Source organism: Erysipelatoclostridium sp. MSK.7.34 (genome assembly GCF_019041935.1).
In the GTDB taxonomy this organism is placed as follows: domain Bacteria; phylum Bacillota_I; class Bacilli_A; order Erysipelotrichales; family Coprobacillaceae; genus Thomasclavelia; species Thomasclavelia ramosa.
In genome coordinates this window covers 38,945-61,175 of the sequence record NZ_JAHPYJ010000013.1, presented here as the reverse complement: position 1 = coordinate 61,175, position 22,231 = coordinate 38,945, and the positions used below count along the sequence as shown (strand labels likewise).

At 31.5% G+C, this 22,231-nt stretch carries 19 protein-coding genes and 1 other RNA gene; 18 read left to right on the top strand and 2 right to left on the bottom strand.

Going from position 1 to position 22,231, the window contains the following annotated elements:
• Positions 1 to 13: 13 nt before the first annotated feature.
• Complete coding sequence (locus KTF99_RS10125; protein ID WP_008791199.1) at positions 14 to 1,183, top strand: YibE/F family protein; 1,170 nt, start codon at positions 14 to 16, stop codon at positions 1,181 to 1,183.
• Positions 1,184 to 1,239: 56 nt separating this feature from the next.
• The gene (locus KTF99_RS10120) at positions 1,240 to 1,575 is read left to right on the top strand and encodes an HAD family hydrolase (RefSeq protein ID WP_217215549.1); all 336 of its coding nucleotides are present in this window, start codon (positions 1,240 to 1,242) and stop codon (positions 1,573 to 1,575) included.
• Between the two features lie 43 nt (positions 1,576 to 1,618).
• Here KTF99_RS10120 and KTF99_RS10115 read toward each other — a convergent pair whose 3' ends face one another.
• Positions 1,619 to 2,767: a DUF871 domain-containing protein gene (locus tag KTF99_RS10115; RefSeq protein WP_003535809.1), complete on the bottom strand. Its 1,149-nt coding sequence runs from the start codon at positions 2,765 to 2,767 to the stop codon at positions 1,619 to 1,621.
• Between the two features lie 104 nt (positions 2,768 to 2,871).
• Here KTF99_RS10115 and KTF99_RS10110 point away from each other — a divergent pair, with 104 nt between their 5' ends.
• The 15 genes from KTF99_RS10110 to KTF99_RS17530 all read left to right on the top strand — a co-directional run bounded on the left by KTF99_RS10110 (position 2,872) and on the right by KTF99_RS17530 (position 19,577).
• A complete protein-coding gene (locus tag KTF99_RS10110; RefSeq protein WP_003535811.1) occupies positions 2,872 to 4,560 on the top strand; it encodes an MraY family glycosyltransferase in 1,689 nt (562 codons plus the stop codon).
• Complete coding sequence (locus tag KTF99_RS10105; protein WP_008791201.1) at positions 4,553 to 5,032, top strand: GNAT family N-acetyltransferase; 480 nt, start codon at positions 4,553 to 4,555, stop codon at positions 5,030 to 5,032. The genes KTF99_RS10110 and KTF99_RS10105 overlap by 8 nt, the downstream gene beginning before the upstream one ends.
• A 113-nt stretch (positions 5,033 to 5,145) precedes the next feature.
• Positions 5,146 to 5,376, top strand: a complete 231-nt coding sequence (gene secG / locus KTF99_RS10100; RefSeq protein WP_003535816.1) for a preprotein translocase subunit SecG — start codon at positions 5,146 to 5,148, stop codon at positions 5,374 to 5,376.
• A 49-nt stretch (positions 5,377 to 5,425) separates the two neighbouring features.
• The gene (rnr, locus tag KTF99_RS10095; protein WP_008791202.1) at positions 5,426 to 7,696 is read left to right on the top strand and encodes a ribonuclease R; all 2,271 of its coding nucleotides are present in this window, start codon (positions 5,426 to 5,428) and stop codon (positions 7,694 to 7,696) included.
• Positions 7,697 to 7,713: 17 nt separating this feature from the next.
• Entirely contained in the window at positions 7,714 to 8,166 is a 453-nt protein-coding gene (gene smpB / locus KTF99_RS10090; protein ID WP_081723950.1) for an SsrA-binding protein SmpB, read from the top strand.
• A 3-nt stretch (positions 8,167 to 8,169) separates the two neighbouring features.
• Positions 8,170 to 8,522, top strand: a transfer-messenger RNA (tmRNA) gene (gene ssrA / locus KTF99_RS10085).
• A gap of 1,159 nt (positions 8,523 to 9,681) precedes the next feature.
• The gene (locus KTF99_RS10080) at positions 9,682 to 10,422 is read left to right on the top strand and encodes a class I SAM-dependent methyltransferase (RefSeq protein WP_008791204.1); all 741 of its coding nucleotides are present in this window, start codon (positions 9,682 to 9,684) and stop codon (positions 10,420 to 10,422) included.
• Between the two features lie 112 nt (positions 10,423 to 10,534).
• Positions 10,535 to 10,945 (top strand): hypothetical protein, encoded by a 411-nt coding sequence (locus tag KTF99_RS17190; RefSeq protein ID WP_254210132.1) that lies wholly within the window; start codon positions 10,535 to 10,537, stop codon positions 10,943 to 10,945.
• A 433-nt stretch (positions 10,946 to 11,378) separates the two neighbouring features.
• On the top strand, positions 11,379 to 13,505 hold the full coding sequence (locus tag KTF99_RS10070) for an EAL domain-containing protein (protein WP_029480868.1): 2,127 nt from the start codon (positions 11,379 to 11,381) through the stop codon (positions 13,503 to 13,505).
• A gap of 31 nt (positions 13,506 to 13,536) precedes the next feature.
• The gene (locus KTF99_RS10065) at positions 13,537 to 14,286 is read left to right on the top strand and encodes an N-acetyltransferase (protein ID WP_009009264.1); all 750 of its coding nucleotides are present in this window, start codon (positions 13,537 to 13,539) and stop codon (positions 14,284 to 14,286) included.
• Positions 14,287 to 14,482: 196 nt separating this feature from the next.
• Positions 14,483 to 15,160 carry an N-acetylmannosamine-6-phosphate 2-epimerase gene (locus KTF99_RS10060; protein WP_009009265.1) on the top strand — a complete coding sequence of 226 codons (678 nt, stop codon included), beginning with the start codon at positions 14,483 to 14,485 and terminating at the stop codon, positions 15,158 to 15,160.
• Positions 15,161 to 15,175: 15 nt separating this feature from the next.
• Entirely contained in the window at positions 15,176 to 16,450 is a 1,275-nt protein-coding gene (locus KTF99_RS10055; protein ID WP_008791209.1) for a PTS sugar transporter subunit IIC, read from the top strand.
• Entirely contained in the window at positions 16,440 to 17,207 is a 768-nt protein-coding gene (locus KTF99_RS10050; protein WP_003535833.1) for an HAD-IIB family hydrolase, read from the top strand. Before KTF99_RS10055 ends, KTF99_RS10050 begins: the two co-directional genes overlap by 11 nt.
• Position 17,208: 1 nt before the next feature.
• Complete coding sequence (locus tag KTF99_RS10045; RefSeq protein WP_029480865.1) at positions 17,209 to 18,699, top strand: DUF4127 family protein; 1,491 nt, start codon at positions 17,209 to 17,211, stop codon at positions 18,697 to 18,699.
• Between the two features lie 56 nt (positions 18,700 to 18,755).
• Complete coding sequence (locus KTF99_RS17530) at positions 18,756 to 19,577, top strand: MurR/RpiR family transcriptional regulator (RefSeq protein WP_009009267.1); 822 nt, start codon at positions 18,756 to 18,758, stop codon at positions 19,575 to 19,577.
• Between the two features lie 80 nt (positions 19,578 to 19,657).
• On the opposite strand, the gene KTF99_RS10035 is transcribed toward KTF99_RS17530, so the two are convergent.
• Positions 19,658 to 20,536 carry a LysR family transcriptional regulator gene (locus tag KTF99_RS10035; RefSeq protein ID WP_029480863.1) on the bottom strand — a complete coding sequence of 293 codons (879 nt, stop codon included), beginning with the start codon at positions 20,534 to 20,536 and terminating at the stop codon, positions 19,658 to 19,660.
• Between the two features lie 129 nt (positions 20,537 to 20,665).
• Here KTF99_RS10035 and KTF99_RS10030 point away from each other — a divergent pair, with 129 nt between their 5' ends.
• Positions 20,666 to 22,141 carry a family 1 glycosylhydrolase gene (locus KTF99_RS10030; protein WP_003535839.1) on the top strand — a complete coding sequence of 492 codons (1,476 nt, stop codon included), beginning with the start codon at positions 20,666 to 20,668 and terminating at the stop codon, positions 22,139 to 22,141.
• Positions 22,142 to 22,231: the final 90 nt, after the last annotated feature.

Sequence of the window (22,231 nt, the reverse complement as noted above, 5' to 3'; positions counted from 1 at the left end):
TATGGGAGAAGTTATGAAAGAGTTATTAAAAGAATTTAAACAGTTAAGTAAAAAAGAAAAAATAGGTCATTTTGGAGTCTGGCTGGCAATTTTAGCATTTTTAATTTTTTTATATTTTTTTAATAATGCTGTTGAAAAAACACCATTGATGGATCAAGAAGGTGCTGTATTTGAAAAAGCCCGAGTGACTGAAATTATATCTGAAAATCGTACAGAAAATGGACTTCAGCAAGGAACGCAAATAGTGAATACGGAGATTTTGTCAGGTGATTATAAAGGTCAAATAGTAGAGACTACGAATATTGATAGTTATTTGTACGGTGCTGATTGTAAGGTGGGAACTAGGGTGATAGTGCAGCTTAGTGAATATAATGGAACCTTAAGTGCTAGTGTTTATAATTATGATCGCACTAATACACTATATACAATGGTCGCAATTTTTTTGATTTTATTAGTTGTAATCGGTAAACGAAAAGGTTTTACCTCAGCTTTAGGATTAATTTTTACATTTATTTGTATTATCTTTTTATATCTGCCGATGTTGTATTTAGGTTTTTCACCGTTTTTTAGTGCAGTTGCTGTAGTTGTTTTAACGACTCTTGTAACAATGTATTTTATAGGTGGCTTTTCAATGAAAACTTTATGTTCGGTACTAGGAACGATTGCGGGGGTCGTTGTAGCAGGAATCTTTGCAAGCAGTTTTGGGGCACTTGGGCATGTTAGCGGCTATAATGTTAATGATATTGAAACGTTACTTTATATTGGACAAAACAGTAAATTAGATATTAGTGGTCTTTTATTTTCAGGTATTTTAATTGCTTCGCTTGGAGCAGTAATGGATGTAGCTATGTCAATTTCAACTACGATTGAGGAAATTAAATATCACAATCCTAGTATCTCACGTAAAGATTTATTTAAAAGTGGTATTAAAATAGGTGGAGACATGATGGGAACGATGTCAAATACTTTAATTTTAGCTTTTACAGGTGGCTCTTTAAGTACATTAGTTGTTTTTTATGCTTATGATATGCCGTTTTTACAAATGTTCAATTCCTATGATATGGGAATTGAGATCATTCAAGGTATTGCAGGGTCATTGGGAGTCATTCTAACAGTTCCATTTGTTTCGATAATTGCTGCGATTTTAATGACAAAAAAGAAAAAAGGAGATTTTCCAAAATAGTAAAAAGCCGCTAGTTATCTGGCGGTTTTGCTATAATAAAAAAATGAGGTGGATATATGACAAAAGTACTATTTTTTGATATTGATGGAACATTAACAGATACGCATGGGGGATTGCCAGAAATTCCAGCCGGAGCCCAACGAAAAATGAAGGAATTACAAGAACGAGGTTATTTGTTATTTTTAGCAAGTGGTCGTCCTTATGCTTTTATTCCAGAGATTTTAACAAACTTTGTTGGCGACGGTTTAAATGATTTAGAGATGATTCAAACAGTTGGAACAGGAGTTGCAATGGGAAATGCTGTTGATGAATTAAAAGCTGTTAGCGATTTGGTTTGTGATTCGGTTCATAATAATGGACTTGAAAAAGTTTTAAATGATTTATTTGGATAAAAAAACCAAGAATTTCAAATGAAATTCTCGGTTTTATTTTTTACTATTTTTTTAAAACGAAGTGATGACCAGGTGTTACAAAATCTAATAATATCATTTCTTCTTCTTTAACTGTTGCTACTAAATTACGTTCACCATCATTTGGAATTTCTGTTAAAACAATTTCCAATTCACCACGATAATGAGCTAAGTTATCATTAACAATCAAGACATCACCACGTGTGAACACTTTTTTACCACAATCATGATGAGGGATTGATTTACTGCCTGCGATTTCTGTATTTGAAGTAAATCCAGAATCTTGAACTGTAGCTTTTTCTTTAAATTTAACTCTTGGCATTGAAGAACGTAACATGAATGATGAGTGATCATAACGATCCCAATGAGGGGCAAAATCATACATGATCAATTTTTCATTGTCAGTAATTTCAGGTACTTCATCAACACGAATTTCAATTGCTTGATAATTAATTTTTGATAAAGCTTCTAACTCTTCATCAGTAGCCGGATAGTTTCCGATTAAGATATCGTCAACGTCACCAGTTGCTAATAATGTACGAGCTTGTAAGTCGATTGGTAAACCTCTCATGATTTCGACTGTAGGTAAACCACAGAATACTTCCCATGGTCCAATTGTATTAGCGTTGTTGCTAGAAACAAAAGCAGCTGTATGTAAGTTTAATTCTTTCCAATAACGGTTATATTCCATGAATAGATTGAAATCTAATCCTGAATAACGTTCAGGGAAGAAGTTGTGGCACATGATCATTTGATCTTTATTTCCACCATGATTAATTAGTAATTCAACACCCATGTCCATGCTGGCATTGAATTCAATTTTAATACCATATGGATTACGTGTGATCTGGATATCACCTTGTGTCCCAAAGTTTCCGTCTAAACGGATGATGTCTAATCCTAAATCAGCAAATGGTTTTAAATTTCCTGGTGTAGCTCCAATAATTTTAAATACTTCAGGGTTAGTATCAGCTGCTACTTCGAACCCTAGTTCATGAGCCTTATCCATGAATTCTTTAAATTCTACTAAATAACTTTCGCGCTTATCTTCAGGGATTGATAAGAAACAAGTAAAGATTCTACTAAACCCTAATTTAGCGGCTTTTTCCATATAAGCGTATACCTCTTCTTTTGGTGATTTATCAGGGTATACTGATATTCCTAATTTATGCATTTCGTTTTCCTCCTTAACACCATTATTATAAAACTATTTATTGGTTTTGTCTTGTATTTTATGCAAAAATAATTGATAATATACAAAAGATAGGAAGTGAAAAGATGAATCCTAGTTTGATTATGTCATTTGTTGTAACTATGATCGTTTCAGCCATTCTAATTCCGCTAGTTATGAAGGCGGGTAAAGAATTAGGAATCGTAGCACACAAAAATAAGCGAACAGTTCATAAGGTCGAAGTACCTCGAATCGGTGGATATGCAATTTACATCAGTTCCTTAATTGGGGCGGTCATCTTTTTAAAGACTGATCCTCAAATCAATGCAATTCTAATTGCTGGTTTCTTGGTATTCTTTGTAGGTTTGATTGATGATGTTCATGATTTATCACCGAAAACGAAATTAGCAGTTGAATTGATTGCAGCACTGATTGTTATTGTATATGGTGATATATATTTAAAAGGTTTTGATTTTATGCCGAGTAATTGGCCACCGATTATTCCAGGGGTTATAACAGTTTTATGGATTGTAGGGATTACTAATGCAATCAATTTAATTGATGGATTAGATGGATTGTCATCTGGAATATCAATTATTGTCTTGTTTACTGTTTCAATGACTTCGCTTACGAGTGGAAGAACTGATATTGCTTCGTTGTCATTAGTTTTAGCAGGGGCAATTATGGGATTTTTATTTTATAATTTTCATCCAGCTAAGATTTTTTTAGGAGATTGTGGTGCTTTATATATTGGTTTTATGATTTCTGTTATTTCATTATTAGGTTTTGGTTATAATGTATCGACATTTTTTACCTTAGGGGCACCGATTGTTGTTTTGATGGTTCCGATAATGGATACGTTGATTGCAATCATTCGACGAAAAGTTAATCATAAAAAATTTAGTGAAGCTGATCGGGCGCATTTACATCATAATTTAATGTTCAAATTGAAACTAGGGCATCGTAAAAGTGTTTTAGTTTTATACGGTGTTACTTTTTTGTTCTCTTTAACATCATATATTTATCTATATGATGCAACTTTAGGAACTTTAATGTTTGTCATTCTAATGTTTATTTTTGAATTATTCATTGAAACAACAAGTATGGTAAGTCAAAAGTATAAACCGGTATTAACATTAGCAAATGTCTTTATTCAGAGCGACCGCTTGCCTAAGATTAAATTCTTAGAAAGATATCGGGCTAATCGCAGTGAAAAACGAAAAGTTATTGATCATGTTGTAATGCTTTGTTGTTTACTCATAGTAATTGGGGGAGCAGGTACTTATATTCTTTATAGTCGTGAAGGAGCTTCTAAAAATAACCCTGCGACGGTTCCTGTTGAGACGCCGTATATACATGAGGAAGGAAATGAGCTTTTAAATGATATATATGTTCGACTTGATAAAGCTTATAAAAATAATTTAACAAGCGAGGAATGTCAATTAGTAGCATCTTATTTTGCTGTTGATTATTTTACTTTAAAAGATAAAAAAGATGGTGAAATTGGTGGTTTAGATTATATTTATCCAAGCTTGCAGAGTGAATTTAGCTCATTTGCTTCAAAATCATTTTATACATATAGAGAAACGTATCCAAAATTAGAAGTTAAGAATTATGAAATTATTTCTTTTGCACCATCTAAGGTAGTGATTGATGATCTAGATGATAATGAATATTATAACGTATTAATCTCAATGGAATTCAATCGTAAGGTTGACGAATTACCTAAAAGTGTAAATATAGTTTTAGTTTTAGATAATGATCGTTTTTATGTAGTTGGTGTTGATAATGCTTAGTTATTTAAAAGTAGAGAATATTGATAATGAATTGATTGAATTTCATTTACGTCAAAAGAATTATTATTCTTTGGAAGGACAGGTAGTTACTAGAGAATATCTTATTAATGAGATGCGATGTCCTGACGGTTTTGATGAAATAGATCATTATATAGAAAAATGTTATTTAGAAGGTGAACTAGTTGGATTAGTCGATTATCAATATGGCTATCGTTATTCGATGATTCATGATGATGAATGTGTATGGATTGGATTATTTTTAATTGATCAGGATAAACAAAATTGTGGATTGGGGAAGAGGCTGTTTAATGACTGTTTAAAAAAATTTAAGCGACGTTGTGAACGGATCCAATTGGCTTGTTTAGTGAGGAATGAAGCTGGTTTAGTATTTTGGAAAAAGTGTGGATTTAATGAGATTGGTAATTCTAAATATGGTGATTTACCAGTAATTGTATTAGAGAAAAGAATATAGTAGGCAGCTGTCAAGAAGATTTGATTAAAGTGTCGATGAAATCATTGTAATTTTAAAAATATTATGTTATTATGTTCTAGCGATGTATCAAAGTATCTAATAGGAGGTATATTATGTTTGGGACTATTCTAAATGTTTTATTAGTTGTTATTTCAATAGCACTTATTATATTATGTCTATTACAAAGTGGTAAATCTGATGGAATTGTAAATGCTTTAACTGGTCAAAGCTCAAACTTGTTTGCACAGCAAAAAGAACGTGGTGCAGATTTAGTGATGACAAGAGTTACTACTGGTTTAGCAATTGCATTTTTCGTTATTGCAATCATTCTAAGAATGTCATAAATAATAGGGCTAAGGTCCTATTTTTATTTTGGAATCGGGAGGTGAATGAATGAAAGAAAAGATTTTGGAATTGTTAAGTGATGAAAATTATTTAGAGCGTTCTATTGATTTGATCGCTGCTAAATTAAATTGTAATAAAAGTGATAAATTTGTAAACTTAGTTAAACTTATGAATGAGTTGGAAGATGAAGGTAAAGTAGTTAGAAATAAATATAATCATTATTATCTTCCAAATCAGTTTGGCATGATTCTAGGAACATTAACGATTAATAAACGTGGTTTTGGGTTTGTAGTCGTTGAAGATCAAGAGAAAGATATTTTTATTAGTCCCGATGACTTAAAGGATGCGTTTAATAAGGATACTGTATTAGTTGAATTAAAGAAGCACAGTGATGAGGAACGTCCTGAGGGGCGAGTTATCAGGGTTATAAAAAGAGGACAGACAAGATTAGTTGGTGAAATCAAAAAAGGAAAACGTGATTGCTTTGTTGATGTTGATGATCCGATGTTCGATAAACCGATTTTTGTAGATCGCGCTCATTTACACGGAGCGATGCCGGGACACAAAGTTCAAGTTGAAATTAAGACTTATAAACCGATTTTAAAAGGTGATGTTGTAAAGATTTTAGGGCATCGCAATGATCCTGGGATTGATATCTTATCGATAGTATATGAACACGATGCGCCAGTTGAGTTTCCTCAAGCTGTCTATGATCAAATAGAGAATATTCCTGATAGTTTGGAAGGAATTGATATTGGTCAACGGATTGATTTGCGTGATGAGGTCGTTGTTACTATTGATGGTGATGACGCCAAAGACTTAGATGATGGTATTTCATTAAAAAAATTAGATAATGGTCATTATCATTTAGGGGTGCATATTGCCGATGTTTCTTATTATGTTACAGAAGAATCACCGCTTGATAAAGAAGCATTTGCACGTGGAACATCAATTTATTTAGCTGATCGTGTTATCCCAATGCTGCCACATAAGTTATCAAACGGCATTTGTTCATTAAACCCGCATGTTGATCGTTTCACAATTTCTTGTTTTATGGAAATTGATGAAAATGGTGAGGTTGTAGAACATGATATTGTTCCAGCAGTAATTAATTCGACAGAACGGATGACTTATACTAATGTAAATAAAATTCTTGATGGTGATCAGACGCTTCAGTTACAGTATAGTCATGTCAAAGATTTATTTTTCTTAATGCAGGAATTAGCAATGATTCTTCAAGCGAAAAAAGCTAGACGTGGTGCGATTGATTTTGATGTTAAAGAAGCAAAAGTACTAGTTGATAGTAAAGGTAATACTACTGATGTTGTATTGAGAGAACGTGGGGCAAGTGATCGTATTATTGAAGAATTTATGTTATTGGCAAATGAAACAGTTGCAGAGCATTTTAAATGGTTAGAGCTGCCGTTCATTTATCGGGTTCATGAAAATCCTAAACCGAAAAAGTTATTACAATTTAGTGGAATTGCTAAAACTTTAGGCTATACAATCAAAGGTTCATTAGAAAATGTTTATCCGGGTGAATTAAGCAATATCATAGAAGTTAGTAAGGATACTCCGGAACATACAATTATTGCAACTTTATTATTGCGTTGTATGCAAAAAGCGCGTTATGATGAACAGTGTCTAGGACACTTTGGATTAGCTGATGAATATTATACACATTTTACTTCACCAATTAGACGTTATCCAGATTTAATCGTTCATCGTTTAATTAGAAAGTACATGTTCGAAAATCGTTTAGATCGTCGTACTATCATGCATTATCAAGAATTGATGCCTGAAATAGCACTACAAACTTCGGCTCGTGAACGTGAAGCGATTATGATTGAACGTGAAGTTGATGATATGAAAATTGCGGAGTTTATGGAAAAACAAATTGGTGAGGAATTTGAAGGAATTATTAGTTCAGTTACTAATTTTGGTTTCTTTGTTGAACTTGATAATACAATTGATGGGTTAGTCCATGTAACTGATTTGACTGATGATTTTTATTTCTTTGATGAGAAGAATCTTCGTTATATTGGTCAGCGAACAGGCAAGGTGTTTAAGATGTCTGATCGAGTTAAAGTTCGAGTATCAAGTGCATCTAAAAAAGATAAATCAGTAGATTTTGAAATTGTTGGCATGAAATCCAACAAAAAGACAACAAAAACTGTTATAATAAATAAGCGCAAAGATAATGATCGTAAAAACAATCGAAAACGGAATGATCGTCGTAAAAAGCGTCATGAAGAACCACGTTTTACAAATAATCATTTTAAACGCTCTAAAAAGGGTAAATCTAAGCGTCGCGCTTAATTAATCAGAAAGGGGAAATGGGCATGAAAATTGTATCAAATAACAAGAAAGCTTATCATGATTATTTTATCTTAGATACATATGAAGCAGGGATTGAACTAAAAGGAACAGAAATTAAATCGGTCCGTTTAGGTAATGTAAATCTTAAAGATGCTTTTGTAAGAATTAAAGATAATGAAGCTTATATTGAAAATATGCACATTTCTCCTTATAGCCATGGTAATCAATTTAATCATGAGCCGTTACGTAATCGAAAACTATTACTTCATAAAAAAGAAATTTTAAAAATTTCAAATAAATTAAAAGAAGATGGCTTGACAGTTGTACCAACTAAGTTATACTTTAATACAGGAAGTAAAGTAAAATTGGAGATTGGAATTGCTCGCGGTAAGAAATTATACGACAAGCGCCAAGATTTAAAAGAAAGAGATTCTAAAAGAGAAATTGAAAAAGCTCTTAAGAATTACTGATCTGGGGGTGTCCTGGGTTCGACAGGTGTATGTCTGACCTTAGCTGCAGTCGAAGGCATTCGTTAAATGCACAAACAAATAACTGGAAACAGACAAACTAATTACGCTTTCGCTTAGTCGACATAGACATGAAAGCTGCCACTATTTAGCGTGCCTATAGCTATTTAACTGGTATCATAAACTCATAGGATAAGGGTATTTATTGCTTAGCTAAATACTTCGAAAATCTCATAAGCTCGTTAGGTGGAAAATTGCTCATTGATTGTAGCCTAATTAAATTAATTCAATGAGATAAACTGTAGACGCTTTGGAGGGATTATGCTTGGACAGGGGTTCGATTCCCCTCACCTCCACCAATAAAGCAATTGACCGAATAGATAACCAATCTATTCGTTTTTTTATATAAAAAGAATGTGTTTCTCATGAATTATATTTTAAACTAATTTGATAATGATTCATTGTATTTTTCATTGGATTATACAAACGATGTTTGGAGAAAAGAACTATTCTAAGAAATAGAGCATATGTATCAAACTACTAGGTTTAAACGAAAAAGATACAAAAGGAATTATTGAAATATGTCAAGGATTATGACTTAATAATAGTTATTGGTTTGTTAAAGAAGATTATCTAGATATATTTAGTGATAAAAATCTATATATAAATTCATTTAATACAAAAATTGCTTCTATTACATTTACTAGGTAAGGAAGCTATACTAGATCTTCCTTCCGTTTATCACCTGAGTTTACAACTAATGGTATGCTTGCAAAATTAAAAAGGCAAGGCGATGCTTTATAAGTCAAGATATTTCATTTACCCCTATTGGTAGATTAGTTAAAACTGGTAGTATCGAAGCAGTTATAGATTATTATAAAAATATTGGAGATGATTATTATCAAGAACTTATAGTTATGCAATGGACAGTGATTTTAAAGACATAAATACTTATGTTTCAACTCGTCTTCCAGCAACCTATCAAAATTTTATAGGATTTGTTGAATCACTAATGTCAAACAGGCAAAAATAAACTTGGAAAGTTAATAAATTATAAGTTTGATAGAAAAACAAAATATAAATTATCAAATAAACGTTTAAAACAATTAGAAAAGCTAATTCAAGAAAGAGTAATATTATTAGATCAATAAGATTATTCTTTTTTTATGGGCTATTATGTCTTAATAATATCTAAACTGAGTATTAAGAAATTGATGGTTGAGGTAAAAGTGAAAAGGATTAAATGTTAATCTTTTTTAGCTGATTTATCTTTGTAAAAAATATATTTTATGGAAATACAAATGATAGATTATGATTTGGTAAGTGAAGATATGATATTCAAAATAGAGTTCGAGGTTAAGAGATAAGTCTTAAAAGAAAATATATAGCATTAATTTAAAAATCTGTTAGTAACTTTTATATGAAAATATTTTTTAGAAAATTAGACGAAATAAATTATTGTTTGGAATTAAATATAGTATTATAGAATTAAGAAGTATAAATTATGGGGATATAGATATGAAAAATTATTATGGTAGTTTGTGTACAGAAATGTATGAGATCTTGCATAAGGATGCACCAGAAGACGAATTAGATTTTTATCTATCTTATACTAGAAAAGATATGTCAATTTTAGAACCTTTATGTGGTAGTGGAAGATTTTTAGTTCCATTTCTAGAAAGAGGATATGATATTAAGGGAATAGACTTATCTAAAGAAATGCTTGCAAAATTAAAGGAAAAGTCACCTAATGCTAAAGTGTTTCAAAGTGATATACTGGAGTATGATACTGTAGAAAAATATGATTACATCTTTATTTCTTCTGGTTCTGTATCATTATTTACAGATATGGTATTATGTAGAAAAATTTTGAAAAAAATGAAGTGGTTGTTAAAAAAAGGTGGCAAATTTGTTTTTGCAGTTGATACAGTAGCGAATAGATGTCCTGATGATTCTGATTATCGGACTGCAATAGCTATAAAGACTAAAGAAAGGTATGATTTGATTCTTAAAAATAAAAACTATTACGATGAAAAAACGCATACCCAGTTTTCTCCAAGTATTTATGAACTATATAAAGGAGCAGAACTGTTGCAACAAGAAATTATGGATTTTCAGACACATTTATATGAATTGGGTGAACTAGAACAACATTTACAGGATATAGGATTTACAAGTATAACAGTGTATTCATCGTATGAAAAAATAATTGCTAAAAATAATCATACAGAAATGTTCTTGTATGAGTGTTCATTTTAAAAAAAGGGATGGATAAAGATGATAGTCTTAATCACAGGAGCTTCGCATACAGGTAAGACAGCGCTTGCTCAAAAGCTGCTTGAAAAGTATAAATTTCCATGATCATCTGAAAATGGGGCTAATTCGTAGCGGAAACACTGAATTAACACCTATGAGTGATAATGATGCTCTAACTAAATATTTATGGCCAATTGTTTGTGAAATGATTAAGACCGTTATTGAAAATAAGCAAAGCCTTATTATTGAAGGATGTTATATTCCTTTTGACTGGAAGAAAAATTTCACAAAAAAATATTTGGATAATATAAGGTATTATTGTCTTATAATGCGTGAAAATTATATTAGAAATCATTTTGATGACATCAAAAAATATGGTAATGTCATTGAAAATCGTCTAGATGATGAAAATTGTACTCTGAATAGTGTGTTGAAGGATAATGCTCAGTTTTCTAAACTTGCCCAAAAAAGTAAGATGAATTACATACTTATTGACGATCCATATAAAATAGATATTGATTTATAATAATTATTGTTTATGCTATAAGAATCAAATTAATATTTATACTATTCTTAAATTTTTTATTGTTCTATTTTTAATGGTTTATTTAGTGAAGGTCATTTACTAAATTTTTGCTACTTGATATAATTATAGAAATGGTAGATAAATAGAACAAAAAATTAATGTATAGATGAAAGAAAATATTAGTTTAAGTGAATAAAGGAGTTAGACAATACTGGCTCATGATTGAAAATTTTAATAAGCACATTTTTTAAATAAGAGAGAAAAACTAAAAGAATAATTATGGATTAGATAAGGGGATGTGCCTGGTAATTACTTTGTAAAAATAATTCAGGTCTATTTAACTAGTTTGGGACAACAGATTTATTGTTATTTGATAGATTATAATATATTGATTTTATGTCTTACGGTAGTAATTAAGTAGAGGGATGGGAATATGAAAGTTAAGAAAACAAGACGGCAATTTTATGACTCGATTTATATTTTGGCAATTAAACACGGATTAATGCTAGCAATACCATTCCTCATTCTTGGCTCTTTTGCTTTGTTGTTTAATAGCTTTCCAATCCCCGATTATCAAGTCTTTTTAGCGGCTTTTCTAGATGGAGGCTTAAAAGACGGATTAAGCATTATTTATAACTGTTCCTTAGGTTCTATTGCGTTAATTTTAATTATTACTATCTCACTTTCATACGGAAAATTAAATGGTCAAGATGATGTCTTTTTTTATCCTATTACAGCAATAATTTCATACCTTTCTTTTTGTGGCGGATTGCATGAAAAGACATATATTTTTCAATCTGACTGGGTCTTTACGGCAATGTGCATAACCCTTTTAACTTGTGCGATGTTAAAAAAGGGAATGCACCTTGTAAATCATTTAGAAAAATTGTATACGGTAGGGACAAATTATATTTTTAATCGAGCAATACAAGGAATTTTCCCGATAGTCTTTATCATTATTATATTTACGAGTGCTGGGCAGATTATGAAAGGTTTATTAGGTGATATCAATATTGTTAATTTTGGCTCATATTTCTTTATATATTTGTTTAGCTGGTTTGGTAATGGAATTATTGGGACCTTGTTATATGTATTTTTTGTACATTTTTTATGGTTTTTTGGAATACATGGGACTAATACACTGGATATGGTTGCTAAGCAGTTGTTTGAGCCGGGAGTACAAATTAATCAAGCGTTAATACAAAATGGTCAATTACCAACAGAATTATTTTCAAAAACATTTCTAGATATATTTGTTTTTATTGGCGGTTGTGGAACAGCATTATGTTTAATTTTAGCAATCTTTATTGCTGCTAAAAAAAGTAATAATAAGAAACTTGCGAAGGTTGCAGGTATATCTGTTTTTTTCAACATTAATGAAATTGTTATTTTTGGTTTTCCTGTTATTTTTAATCCTATTATGCTGATTCCTTTTATTTTGATACCGTTAGTTTTAACAATAATCAGTAGTATTGCAATGTCAACTGGTATAGTTCCGTATATAAGTCAATCGGTTGAATGGACAGTTCCGATTATTTTAAGTGGATATCAGGCAACGGGATCTATCGCAGGTAGTTTTCTCCAAATATTTAATATTATTATCGGAACAATGCTTTATATTCCATTTGTAAAGTATAGTGAGCAGATCCAAAGTAAAGAATTTGAAGAATCTATTCTTGCCTTAGAAAATGATATGATTGAAGGAGAACAAAATGGTAGTATCCCCGTTTTTTTATCAGATCATTATCACTATCATTTTCCCGCCAAAACACTTGCTATGGATTTGCGTAATGCGATGTATTTACATCAGCTGCAATTATATTATCAGGTACAAATGACTGCGGAGGAACAAGTATATGGTGTAGAAGCGTTGTTGCGATGGAATCATCCAGTTTGTGGTTTTGTTGCACCTTCATTATTGATTTCTTTGGCTTACCAAGGTGGTTTTTTGAATGAACTAGGTTTATATATTATAGAAAAGGCTTGTCAAGATGCTGAGCAGATAGATAGATTAGCGATGAAGATGAATTTGTCAATCAATATTTCTCCAAAGCAGCTGGAGGATGCTGATTTTGTTTCTAACGTACTTAAAATTATTAATAAGTATCATTTGCAATATATAGAACTGGTTTTTGAGGTTACTGAACGAGCTTTATTGAATACTACTAATATTATTACAAAGCGCATATTAGAATTGCGAGATAGTGGGATTAAGTTGAGTATAGATGATTTTGGAATGGGACACAGTTCAATAACTTATTTGCAGGAAAATATATTTGATGAAGTTAAGTTGGATGGTAGTTTGGTACAGCATCTATTGGAAAATGACAGAACACGCGAAATTATTATGAGTATTACTCAAATAGCCAAGCGGTTAAATTTTAGTGTAGTTGCAGAATTTGTTGAAACAGAGGAACAGATTAATGTATTAAAAGAAGCTGGATGTAAGATTTATCAAGGCTACTATTATGCTAAGGCAGTACCATTAGATGAATTTTTACAATATTGTCTTATTACAAGGAATGGTATTATAAGATCGCCAATAAATGAGAAAGTTTAGTGTTCTGATAATAAAACTAAGGGGGTAAAATATGGATGATGAATTTATTAATATAACGACAGAAAATGTTTTTAATGAACACTTATGTTGTATTATACGGAGTAAAAAGTTTCATCCTGGAATAGATGCAAAGCGCCAATGGCTTTCAAAACGCTTAAATGAAGGACATGTTTTTAGAAAATTGAATGAAAGGGGTACTGTTTTTATTGAATATGCCCCATTGGAAAAAGCATGGGTTCCTATTGTTGGTGATAATTATTTCTACATATATTGCTTGTGGGTTATGGGAAGCTATAAAGGCAAAGGGTATGGTAAGTCACTGATGGATTATTGTTTGGCGGATGCTAAAGCAAAAGGAAAATCAGGTGTCTGTTTACTAGGTTCAAAAAAACAAAAACATTGGCTTACAGATCAGTCATTTGCTAAAAGTAATGGCTTTGAGGTCGTTGATACTACTGATGATGGATATGAACTATTAGCGTTGTCTTTTGATGGAACTTTCCCTCGATTTACTCAAAAGGCTAAAAAGCAAAAGATTGAAAATAAAGAACTAACTATTTATTATGATATGCAATGCCCTTTTGTTTATCAAAGTCTTGAAATAGTCAAACAGTATTGTGAGATTAATAATGTACCTATTCTGATGATTCAAGTTGATACTTTACAAAAAGCTAAAGATTTACCTTGTGTTTTTAATAATTGGGCAGTGTTTTATCATGGGGAATTTGAAACTGTGAATCTGCTAGATAAAAATACTCTTACAAGATTATTAAAAAAATAGAGATTATAAATATATAAAGATTGGAATTAAATGGCTGAATAAGCCATTTTTTTAATTTTTATTTTAAAAGTACTTTCAAAAACATTAAAAATAAGTTGGAATAAAAAATAAAAATGAAAGTAATTACTAAAGCAAGTGAATATATTGCTTAATAAAATAAAAGCCATTAAAGTTATAAACAAGGAGGAGAGATTTAATGAAGAGGATTCAAAATAGTTTGATCGTTTCATGTCAGGCATTAGAAGATGAACCGCTGCATTCATCATTGATCATGTCAAAAATGGCACTTGCTGCAAAGATGGGGGGAGCAAAAGGAATAAGAGCAAATAGTGTTCAAGATATCCATGAAATTAAAAAGGAAGTGGATTTGCCAATTATTGGTATCATCAAGAAAGATTATGAGGATACAGATATTTATATTACTACAACGATGAAAGAGGTGGATGCTCTAGTGGCAGAAGGGGTAGATATTATTGCGATGGATGCGACAATGCAGTTAAGACCTCATAATCAAACAATTACTGAATTTTTTAAGGAGGTAAAAGCAAAAAATCCTCATCAATTGTTTATGGCTGATTGCTCCACTGTGGAAGAGGCAATCCATGCTGATAATATTGGATTTGATTTTATTGGAACAACTTTAGTCGGATACACACCACAAAGCCAAAATAGTCGAATTGATGCTAATGATTTTAAAATTATTAGAGAGATAGTGAAGAATGTTAAGCATCCTGTGATTGGTGAGGGAAATATAGATACTCCTTCTAAAGTAAAAAGGGCATTAGAATTAGGTTGTTATAGTGTGGTTGTAGGATCAATGATTACAAGACCACAGTTAATTACAAAGAAATTTGTAGATGAGATTTCAAGATAAGGGAGGAAAGAGATTATGATGGATAAATTGTCTAATGTGTTATTGCCGATTGCTGAGAAACTTTCTAAAAATCGTTATTTGACAGCAATTAGGGATGGTTTTGTTTCAATCATGCCGCTAGTAATTACTGCGTCTTTATTTACATTGATCAATAGTGTATTTGTAGGTGAGGGGCATTACTTTGATCAATGGTTTGGAGCACCATGTAATGATTTTGCTAAAATCGGTAGTGTAATTAGTTCAGCCTCAATGTCAATTATGGCAATTTTGCTAGTTTTTACTACTGCTAAAGCTTTAGCTAATGAATATAAAATGGATACTTCGGTTGCTGGAGCAACAGCAGTTGTTTGCTTTTTATGTCTAACACCATTTGTAAGTGATGCAAAAATTGGTGAATATGTGACTACTTATTATTTAGGGGCAGCTGGGATGTTTACAGCATTTATTTCTGCCTTGATTTCAGTTGAATTAATGAGATTTTTGCTTGGGTTCAAAGCACTGGTTATTAAAATGCCGGAAAGTGTACCTACTGGAATTGCTAGATCATTTAATGCAATTATTCCTGTAGCTTTAACGGTTATTATTTTTGCAATCCTGAGAATTATAACCGATGCAATAGGGGCGCCGCTTAATGATTTGATTTTTAACTGGATTCAAACACCTTTTACTGCAATTGTTTCATCACCGGTCGGATTGATTGTTATTTATGTTTTGTATATGCTTTTATGGGGCTTTGGAATTCATTCGGCATATATTTTTAATCCAATCTTAGAACCAATCTATTTGGCAAGTCTAGCAATCAATGAAGCTGCTATTACAAGTGGAACAGCAGCTACCGAAATTATTACTAAACCATTTATTGATTCCGTTGCATTTATGGGTGGCGCTGGTAATATGTTAGCGCTTGTAATTGCTATTTTTATAGTTTCTAAAAGAGATGATTATAAGGTGATTGGAAAATTAGGTTTTGTACCAGCATTATTTAATATTTCAGAACCGCTGATGTTTGGATTACCTGTTGTTATGAATCCTATCTTGATCATTCCAATGATTTTAACAACTCTTGCTGGTTTAGGAATTGGAGCGTTAGCTACACAAATTGGTATTATGGCTCATACTTACGTATTGATCCCTTGGACGACACCACCAGTAATCAGTGCGTTTCTAGCTACTGGAGGAGATATTATGTCAGGGGTCATTGGTCTACTTATTTTGGTAGTATCTGTTCTTATCTATATCCCATTTGTAAAAGTTATGAATAAAGAAGGAATTGAGAGTATTGAAGAATAAAGTTATTGTTTTTGATCTAGACGGTACACTTTTAGGTGCCAATAATGAAATCATTGGAGGAACCGAGACATTGAATTGTCTTGATTCTCTCCAACAAATGGGATGGACATTAGCAATATGTACAGGTCGGTTAGATCATGATATTTTAAAAATAGAAGAACAATACAAACTTAAAATAGAGCATCGTATTTCTCAAAACGGTGCGGTTTGTATGAAAGGACAACAATTGATAGCTACCTTGATTGATAAACAAGAAGCTATAAATATCTATAAGGAGATTCAAAAAGAAGATATTCGAATCGAGTTAAATACAGTATCTAATCGTTATTGGAAAAGTGAAAGAGATCCAGCTTTCCCTAGTGAATTATATGATTCCCATATCATTTGTAAAGATTTTGATAAACTTATACTGTATCAGCCAGCAGTTTTGTTTCTTGTTATTGGTACTGAAGATAAACTTCGCTCAATAGAAACATATATAAATACAACATACCAAAAGACAAAAGCAGTGATGACTTCTTCAACATCTTTGGAAATCATGCATAAAGATGCCTCAAAAGGAAATGCCGTAAAAATGCTATATCCTAAAAGTGAAGTATATGCAATAGGCGATTCCCCAAATGACTTTGATATGTTTCCAATTGCTAAAAAGGGTTACTTGGTTGCAAATAAGCCTTGTCAATTTCCCTGTGCTCAAAAAGAAAGTATTTTAGAAGCGTTAAAAGATATAATAAAAATAAATAAAGAGGACAGATAAAATGAAAACATTATTTATTCCTTTAGATGAACGACCATGCAATTATAATTTTCCTTTAATGATTGCCCAGTCAAATCAACAAATCGAATTAGTTGAACCGGATAAAAGTTTTTTAGGTCATAAAAAGAAGCCGGCTCAGGTGGAATATTTTAAACAATTTATCGATGAAAATATTGAAGGATGTGATAATTGTATTATCTCGATAGATATGATCGTATATGGTGGATTGATTCCATCACGATTACACTATTTGAGTGAAACAGATGCGCTTCAACGTTTAGAACTAATTAAATATCTAAAACAGTTGAAACCTCAAATAAAAATATATGCTTATCATTGTATTATGCGTGCACCAAGTTATAATTCGAGTGAAGAAGAACCTGATTATTATGAAAGTTACGGCTTTGCTCTTTTTCGAAGAAAATATCTTCTTGATCTAAAAAAAAGACATGGGTTAAATCAAAAAGAAAAAGATGAACTTCTCGGTATTGATATTCCTCAGGAAATTATAACTGATTATGAGCAGCGTCGTTTGTTTAATACTAAGATTAATTTAAAGGTTATTGATTTTCTTGAAGCTGGCTATCTTGATTTTCTGGTTATTCCACAAGATGACTCGTCACCTTATGGATATACTGCAATATCCCAAAAAATCGTTATTAATGCTTTAAAGGAAAAAAGATTAGATCAGAAAGTAATGATCTATCCTGGAGCTGACGAAGTAGGTCTGTCATTATTAGCACGTGCTTATCATGAATACTATCATTTAGAACCAAAAGTTTATCCTTTTTACGCTTCGGTATTAGGACCAATGATTATTCCTAAATATGAAGATCGACCAATGTATGAAAGTCTAAAATCACATGTACGCGTATGTAAAGCTAAGCTGGTCAACAATCCTCAAGATGCTGATGTGGTTTTAGCGATAAATTCGCCAGGTAAGATCATGCAAGAAGCTTTTATTGATAAAAATGATTTAGATGTAACTTATACAAGTTATCGTTATTTATTGGCTTTTGCTGAACAAATTCAAGATTATATAAATAGTGGTTATCATGTGGCGTTATGCGACAGTGCTTTTAGTAATGGTGGTGATCTACAATTAATTGAATATTTAGATGAGCTAAATATTTTAGATCAATTAGTAAGCTATGCAGGATGGAATACAAATTGTAATTCCTTAGGAACAACTTTATCTCAAGCTTTTATTGGTCAGGAAAACGTAATTAATAATTTATGTTATCGTCTTATCGAAGATGTTTTTTATCAAGCAATAGTTAGAAAAGAAGTTGTCGAAAATGATTTACCACATAAAGGATTATCTTATTATGATTTTAAAGATCAACAAACGGATGTAGAGAATATTATTAAAAAGAAGTTACAGACTAATTTTGGACATCTTCATCTTAGTCAGCGCTATCCTTTTAATATAACAAAAATATATATGCCGTGGAAACGGATGTTTGAAATTGGAATGGAAATTAAGTTATAGGAAACGTAAGTTTCCTTTTTATGCTATAATCATTTGTATAGTAAAGGAGGGGTTAGGTGTTATCTTATAATAGAAGTGTGATTCCAATTATTGAATCAGCTTATGAAGAACTAACGAATGTGGAAAAAAATATTGCTAATTATTTCATTGATCAAGTTGAAGATGAAGATTTATCATCAAAAGCGGTTTCTCAAAGATTATATGTATCTGAAGCATCCTTATCACGGTTTGCTAAAAAGTTAGGGTTTAGTGGATATCGACAATTTCTATTTGCTTATCAAGATTCTCACCAATCAAGCCGGCATTTAGATTTATTAACTAAACAAGTTTTAAACTCTTATCAAAAAGTTTTAGAGAAAACTTATTCATTGATTGATAATGACCAAATGGTTAGAATAGCTAAGATGCTGGATGAATATAATCGAGTTTATATTTATGGAATTGGCTCATCGTCAGTTGTTGCAAGAGAATTTAAATTAAGGTTTATGAGATTAGGATTAGATGTTGATTATTTAGCAGAATCACATTCTATTCGGATGAATATTACCCGAGTAAATCAAGAATCATTAGTGATTGGAATCAGTGTAAGTGGAAAAACCGAAGAAGTTATAGAAGGATTACGAGAAGCAAAAGAAAAAGGAGCTAAAACAATTATGTTATCTGCTGCTCGGGTATATGAATATCGTTCTTATTATGATGAACTGATCTTGATTGGGGGGTTAAAAAATTTAGCTATTTCTGATAAAATCTCACCCCAAATTCCCGCCTTGATCGTGGTTGATATCTTATATTCACATTATCTTAATTATAACAATGATAATAAAAAAGAAAAGCTGCAAATGACATTAGAACATATTAATTATGAATTAGAAGAATAATCTAGTATATGGATATTGGTAAGCTCATATTAAAAAGCTAACAGAGTGCTGCTTTGTTAGCTTTCTTTGTGAATAATTAATTAAAATAGAACTTTTTGCAGTTCCTCTAAAAACATTTTAGCAGAACGGCTGAAAATTTGATATTTTTTCCAGACAAGATAAAATCCAGTTTCAAAATTTGGTTCTAATGGTCGGAAGCAGAGGTTACAATCACCGGTTGTATTAATTAATTTATCAAATGTAAAAACATAGCCTAAACCACTTTCTACGATCATTGCTGGGGTAGTGATAAGATTAAAGCTGCCAATCACATTTAGATTACGATAATATTCTTTAAACCAGCCTGATAATACGTTTGCACTTGATTGTTGATGGGCAAGGAAAATAGGTTCGTCTTTGATATCTTCTGGAGTGATTGCATTTAGTTTTGCTAATGGACTATCTCTTCGCATCAGTACACCCCAAGTATCTGTATATGGTAACTTAAGATAATTATATTTTTCTAGATCGATTGGTTCAATTAAGATGGCAAAGTCTAGGAGACCTTTATTTAACTGTTCTGAAACTTCTAAAGTACTTCCGCTAAAAATATGATACTTAATATTAGGGTATTGGATGTGCATCCTTTTAAAAATTTCAGCAATTGAATGCATTACATAAGTTTCTGGGGCGCCAATATAGATATCACCGGATGTTGTTTCCCCATAGGTGCTAAGTTCTGATTCAGTTCGTTCAGTTAAATCAATTATTTCTTTCGCTCGTTTTCTAAGAAACATCCCTTCTTCTGTTAGAGTAACTTTTCGGCTACCTCTTTCAAATAATTTTTTTCCAACCTCTGCTTCAAGCATATTTAATTGACGGGATAAATTTGGCTGGGTAGTGTGTAAAATTTCAGCGGCTTTTGTGATACTTTCTTCTTGAGCTACTGCAAGAAAGTATTTTAAAATACGTATTTCCATTAATATTGCACCTCCATTTAAAAAATTATACCATAAAGAAAAGGTATAATAATATATATAATATAAGCATTTGTAGTTTTTTTAAATTGTGAGATAATTATAGAAAAGATAAATAAAGGAGGAGAAAAAATGAGTTTTCCAAAGAATTTTTTATGGGGCGGAGCTACTGCTGCGAACCAATGTGAAGGAGCCTGGAATGAAGATGGACGTGGTCCTGCTTTAACAGATGTTACTACAGGAGGATCAGTTAAAGAAAGTAGACAGGTTACTTATATTGACAAGGATGGTAAACATTGTAAGATCGTTACTAGTGAAGGGCAGGTTCAATTACCTGAAGGAGCCCATTTTGCTTGTTTAGATGAATGTTTATACCCTAACCATGATGGTATTGATTTTTATCATCATTATAAAGAAGATATTAAGATGTTTGCGGAAATGGGTTTTAAAACTTTTAGAATGTCTATTTCATGGTCAAGACTATTTCCTCATGGTGATGAAGAGACCCCTAATCAAAAGGGAATCGAATTTTATCGTAGTGTTTTCAAGGAATTAAGAAAATATAATATTGAGCCTTTAGTTACAATTTGGCATTTTGATACACCTTTATATTTAATTGAAAAATATGGAGGATGGTCAAATAGAAAATTGATCAAGTTTTTTGATCATTATGCACGAACAGTTTTTACAGAGTTTAAAGGTTTAGTTAAATATTGGTTAACTTTTAATGAAATTAATAATACAATCATGGGATTAGGTTTATTCTATGAGGCTAAAGAAGAGGATTATCAACGTGCTTATCAACATTTACATCATCAATTTGTTGCAAGTGCTCATGCGGTTAAGATAGGTCATGAAATTGATTCCGAAAATAAGATTGGTTGTATGATTTGCGGTATTACAAGTTATCCAGCAACATGTGATCCTAAGGATGTTTTAGCAAATCGTCATCAATGGGAAAAATCAATCTTCTATTGCGGTGATGTCCAATGTTTTGGTAAATATCCGACTTATGCTAAACGTTTATGGGATGAACATAATGTTAAATTAGATATTACAGAACAAGATTTAATCGATTTAAAAGAAGGTACTGTTGATATGTATACTTTCTCTTATTATATGTCTTCTTTGATTACAACTCATGAGATTGCTGATGCAGTAGGTGGAAACTTTACAACAGGAGCACGAAATGAATATCTTCAATATTCTGATTGGGGATGGGCGTTTGATCCAGATGGATTACAATATTATCTTGAAATGATTTATGATCGTTATCAAAGGCCGTTGATGGTTGTAGAAAATGGTTTAGGAGCTTTTGATACAGTTGAGGAAGATGGAACAATCCATGATGATTATCGTATCGATTATTATCGAGATCATATCTTGGCTATGGATAAAGCAATTAATAATGGTGTTGATTTAATTGCATATACGACTTGGGGCTGTATCGATCTAGTTTCGGCAGGCACTGGTGAAATGAGAAAACGTTATGGTTTTATCTATGTTGATAAACATGATGATGGAACTGGAACGATGAAACGTAGTCCTAAAGATTCTTTCTATTGGTATCAAAAAGTAATACAAAGTAATGGTCAAGATTTAGATTAATTGAGTATTTAATTTTATAAGTAATGATTAACTGTATTGTCATATAAAGATGACGATACAGTTTTTTGCATAAATAAAAAGCATGGAAAA

What these genes read in the sequence shown, in the direction of transcription:
- KTF99_RS10125 (WP_008791199.1), top strand. Translation starts at nt 14, where the DNA reads ATGAAAGAGTTATTAAAAGAATTTAAACAGTTAAGTAAAAAAGAAAAA.
- KTF99_RS10120 (WP_217215549.1), top strand. Translation starts at nt 1,240, where the DNA reads ATGACAAAAGTACTATTTTTTGATATTGATGGAACATTAACAGATACG.
- KTF99_RS10115 (WP_003535809.1), bottom strand. Translation starts at nt 2,767, where the DNA reads ATGCATAAATTAGGAATATCAGTATACCCTGATAAATCACCAAAAGAA.
- KTF99_RS10110 (WP_003535811.1), top strand. Translation starts at nt 2,872, where the DNA reads ATGAATCCTAGTTTGATTATGTCATTTGTTGTAACTATGATCGTTTCA.
- KTF99_RS10105 (WP_008791201.1), top strand. Translation starts at nt 4,553, where the DNA reads ATGCTTAGTTATTTAAAAGTAGAGAATATTGATAATGAATTGATTGAA.
- secG (WP_003535816.1), top strand. Translation starts at nt 5,146, where the DNA reads ATGTTTGGGACTATTCTAAATGTTTTATTAGTTGTTATTTCAATAGCA.
- rnr (WP_008791202.1), top strand. Translation starts at nt 5,426, where the DNA reads ATGAAAGAAAAGATTTTGGAATTGTTAAGTGATGAAAATTATTTAGAG.
- smpB (WP_081723950.1), top strand. Translation starts at nt 7,714, where the DNA reads ATGGGCATGAAAATTGTATCAAATAACAAGAAAGCTTATCATGATTAT.
- KTF99_RS10080 (WP_008791204.1), top strand. Translation starts at nt 9,682, where the DNA reads ATGAAAAATTATTATGGTAGTTTGTGTACAGAAATGTATGAGATCTTG.
- KTF99_RS17190 (WP_254210132.1), top strand. Translation starts at nt 10,535, where the DNA reads ATGGGGCTAATTCGTAGCGGAAACACTGAATTAACACCTATGAGTGAT.
- KTF99_RS10070 (WP_029480868.1), top strand. Translation starts at nt 11,379, where the DNA reads ATGAAAGTTAAGAAAACAAGACGGCAATTTTATGACTCGATTTATATT.
- KTF99_RS10065 (WP_009009264.1), top strand. Translation starts at nt 13,537, where the DNA reads ATGGATGATGAATTTATTAATATAACGACAGAAAATGTTTTTAATGAA.
- KTF99_RS10060 (WP_009009265.1), top strand. Translation starts at nt 14,483, where the DNA reads ATGAAGAGGATTCAAAATAGTTTGATCGTTTCATGTCAGGCATTAGAA.
- KTF99_RS10055 (WP_008791209.1), top strand. Translation starts at nt 15,176, where the DNA reads ATGATGGATAAATTGTCTAATGTGTTATTGCCGATTGCTGAGAAACTT.
- KTF99_RS10045 (WP_029480865.1), top strand. Translation starts at nt 17,209, where the DNA reads ATGAAAACATTATTTATTCCTTTAGATGAACGACCATGCAATTATAAT.
- KTF99_RS10035 (WP_029480863.1), bottom strand. Translation starts at nt 20,536, where the DNA reads ATGGAAATACGTATTTTAAAATACTTTCTTGCAGTAGCTCAAGAAGAA.
- KTF99_RS10030 (WP_003535839.1), top strand. Translation starts at nt 20,666, where the DNA reads ATGAGTTTTCCAAAGAATTTTTTATGGGGCGGAGCTACTGCTGCGAAC.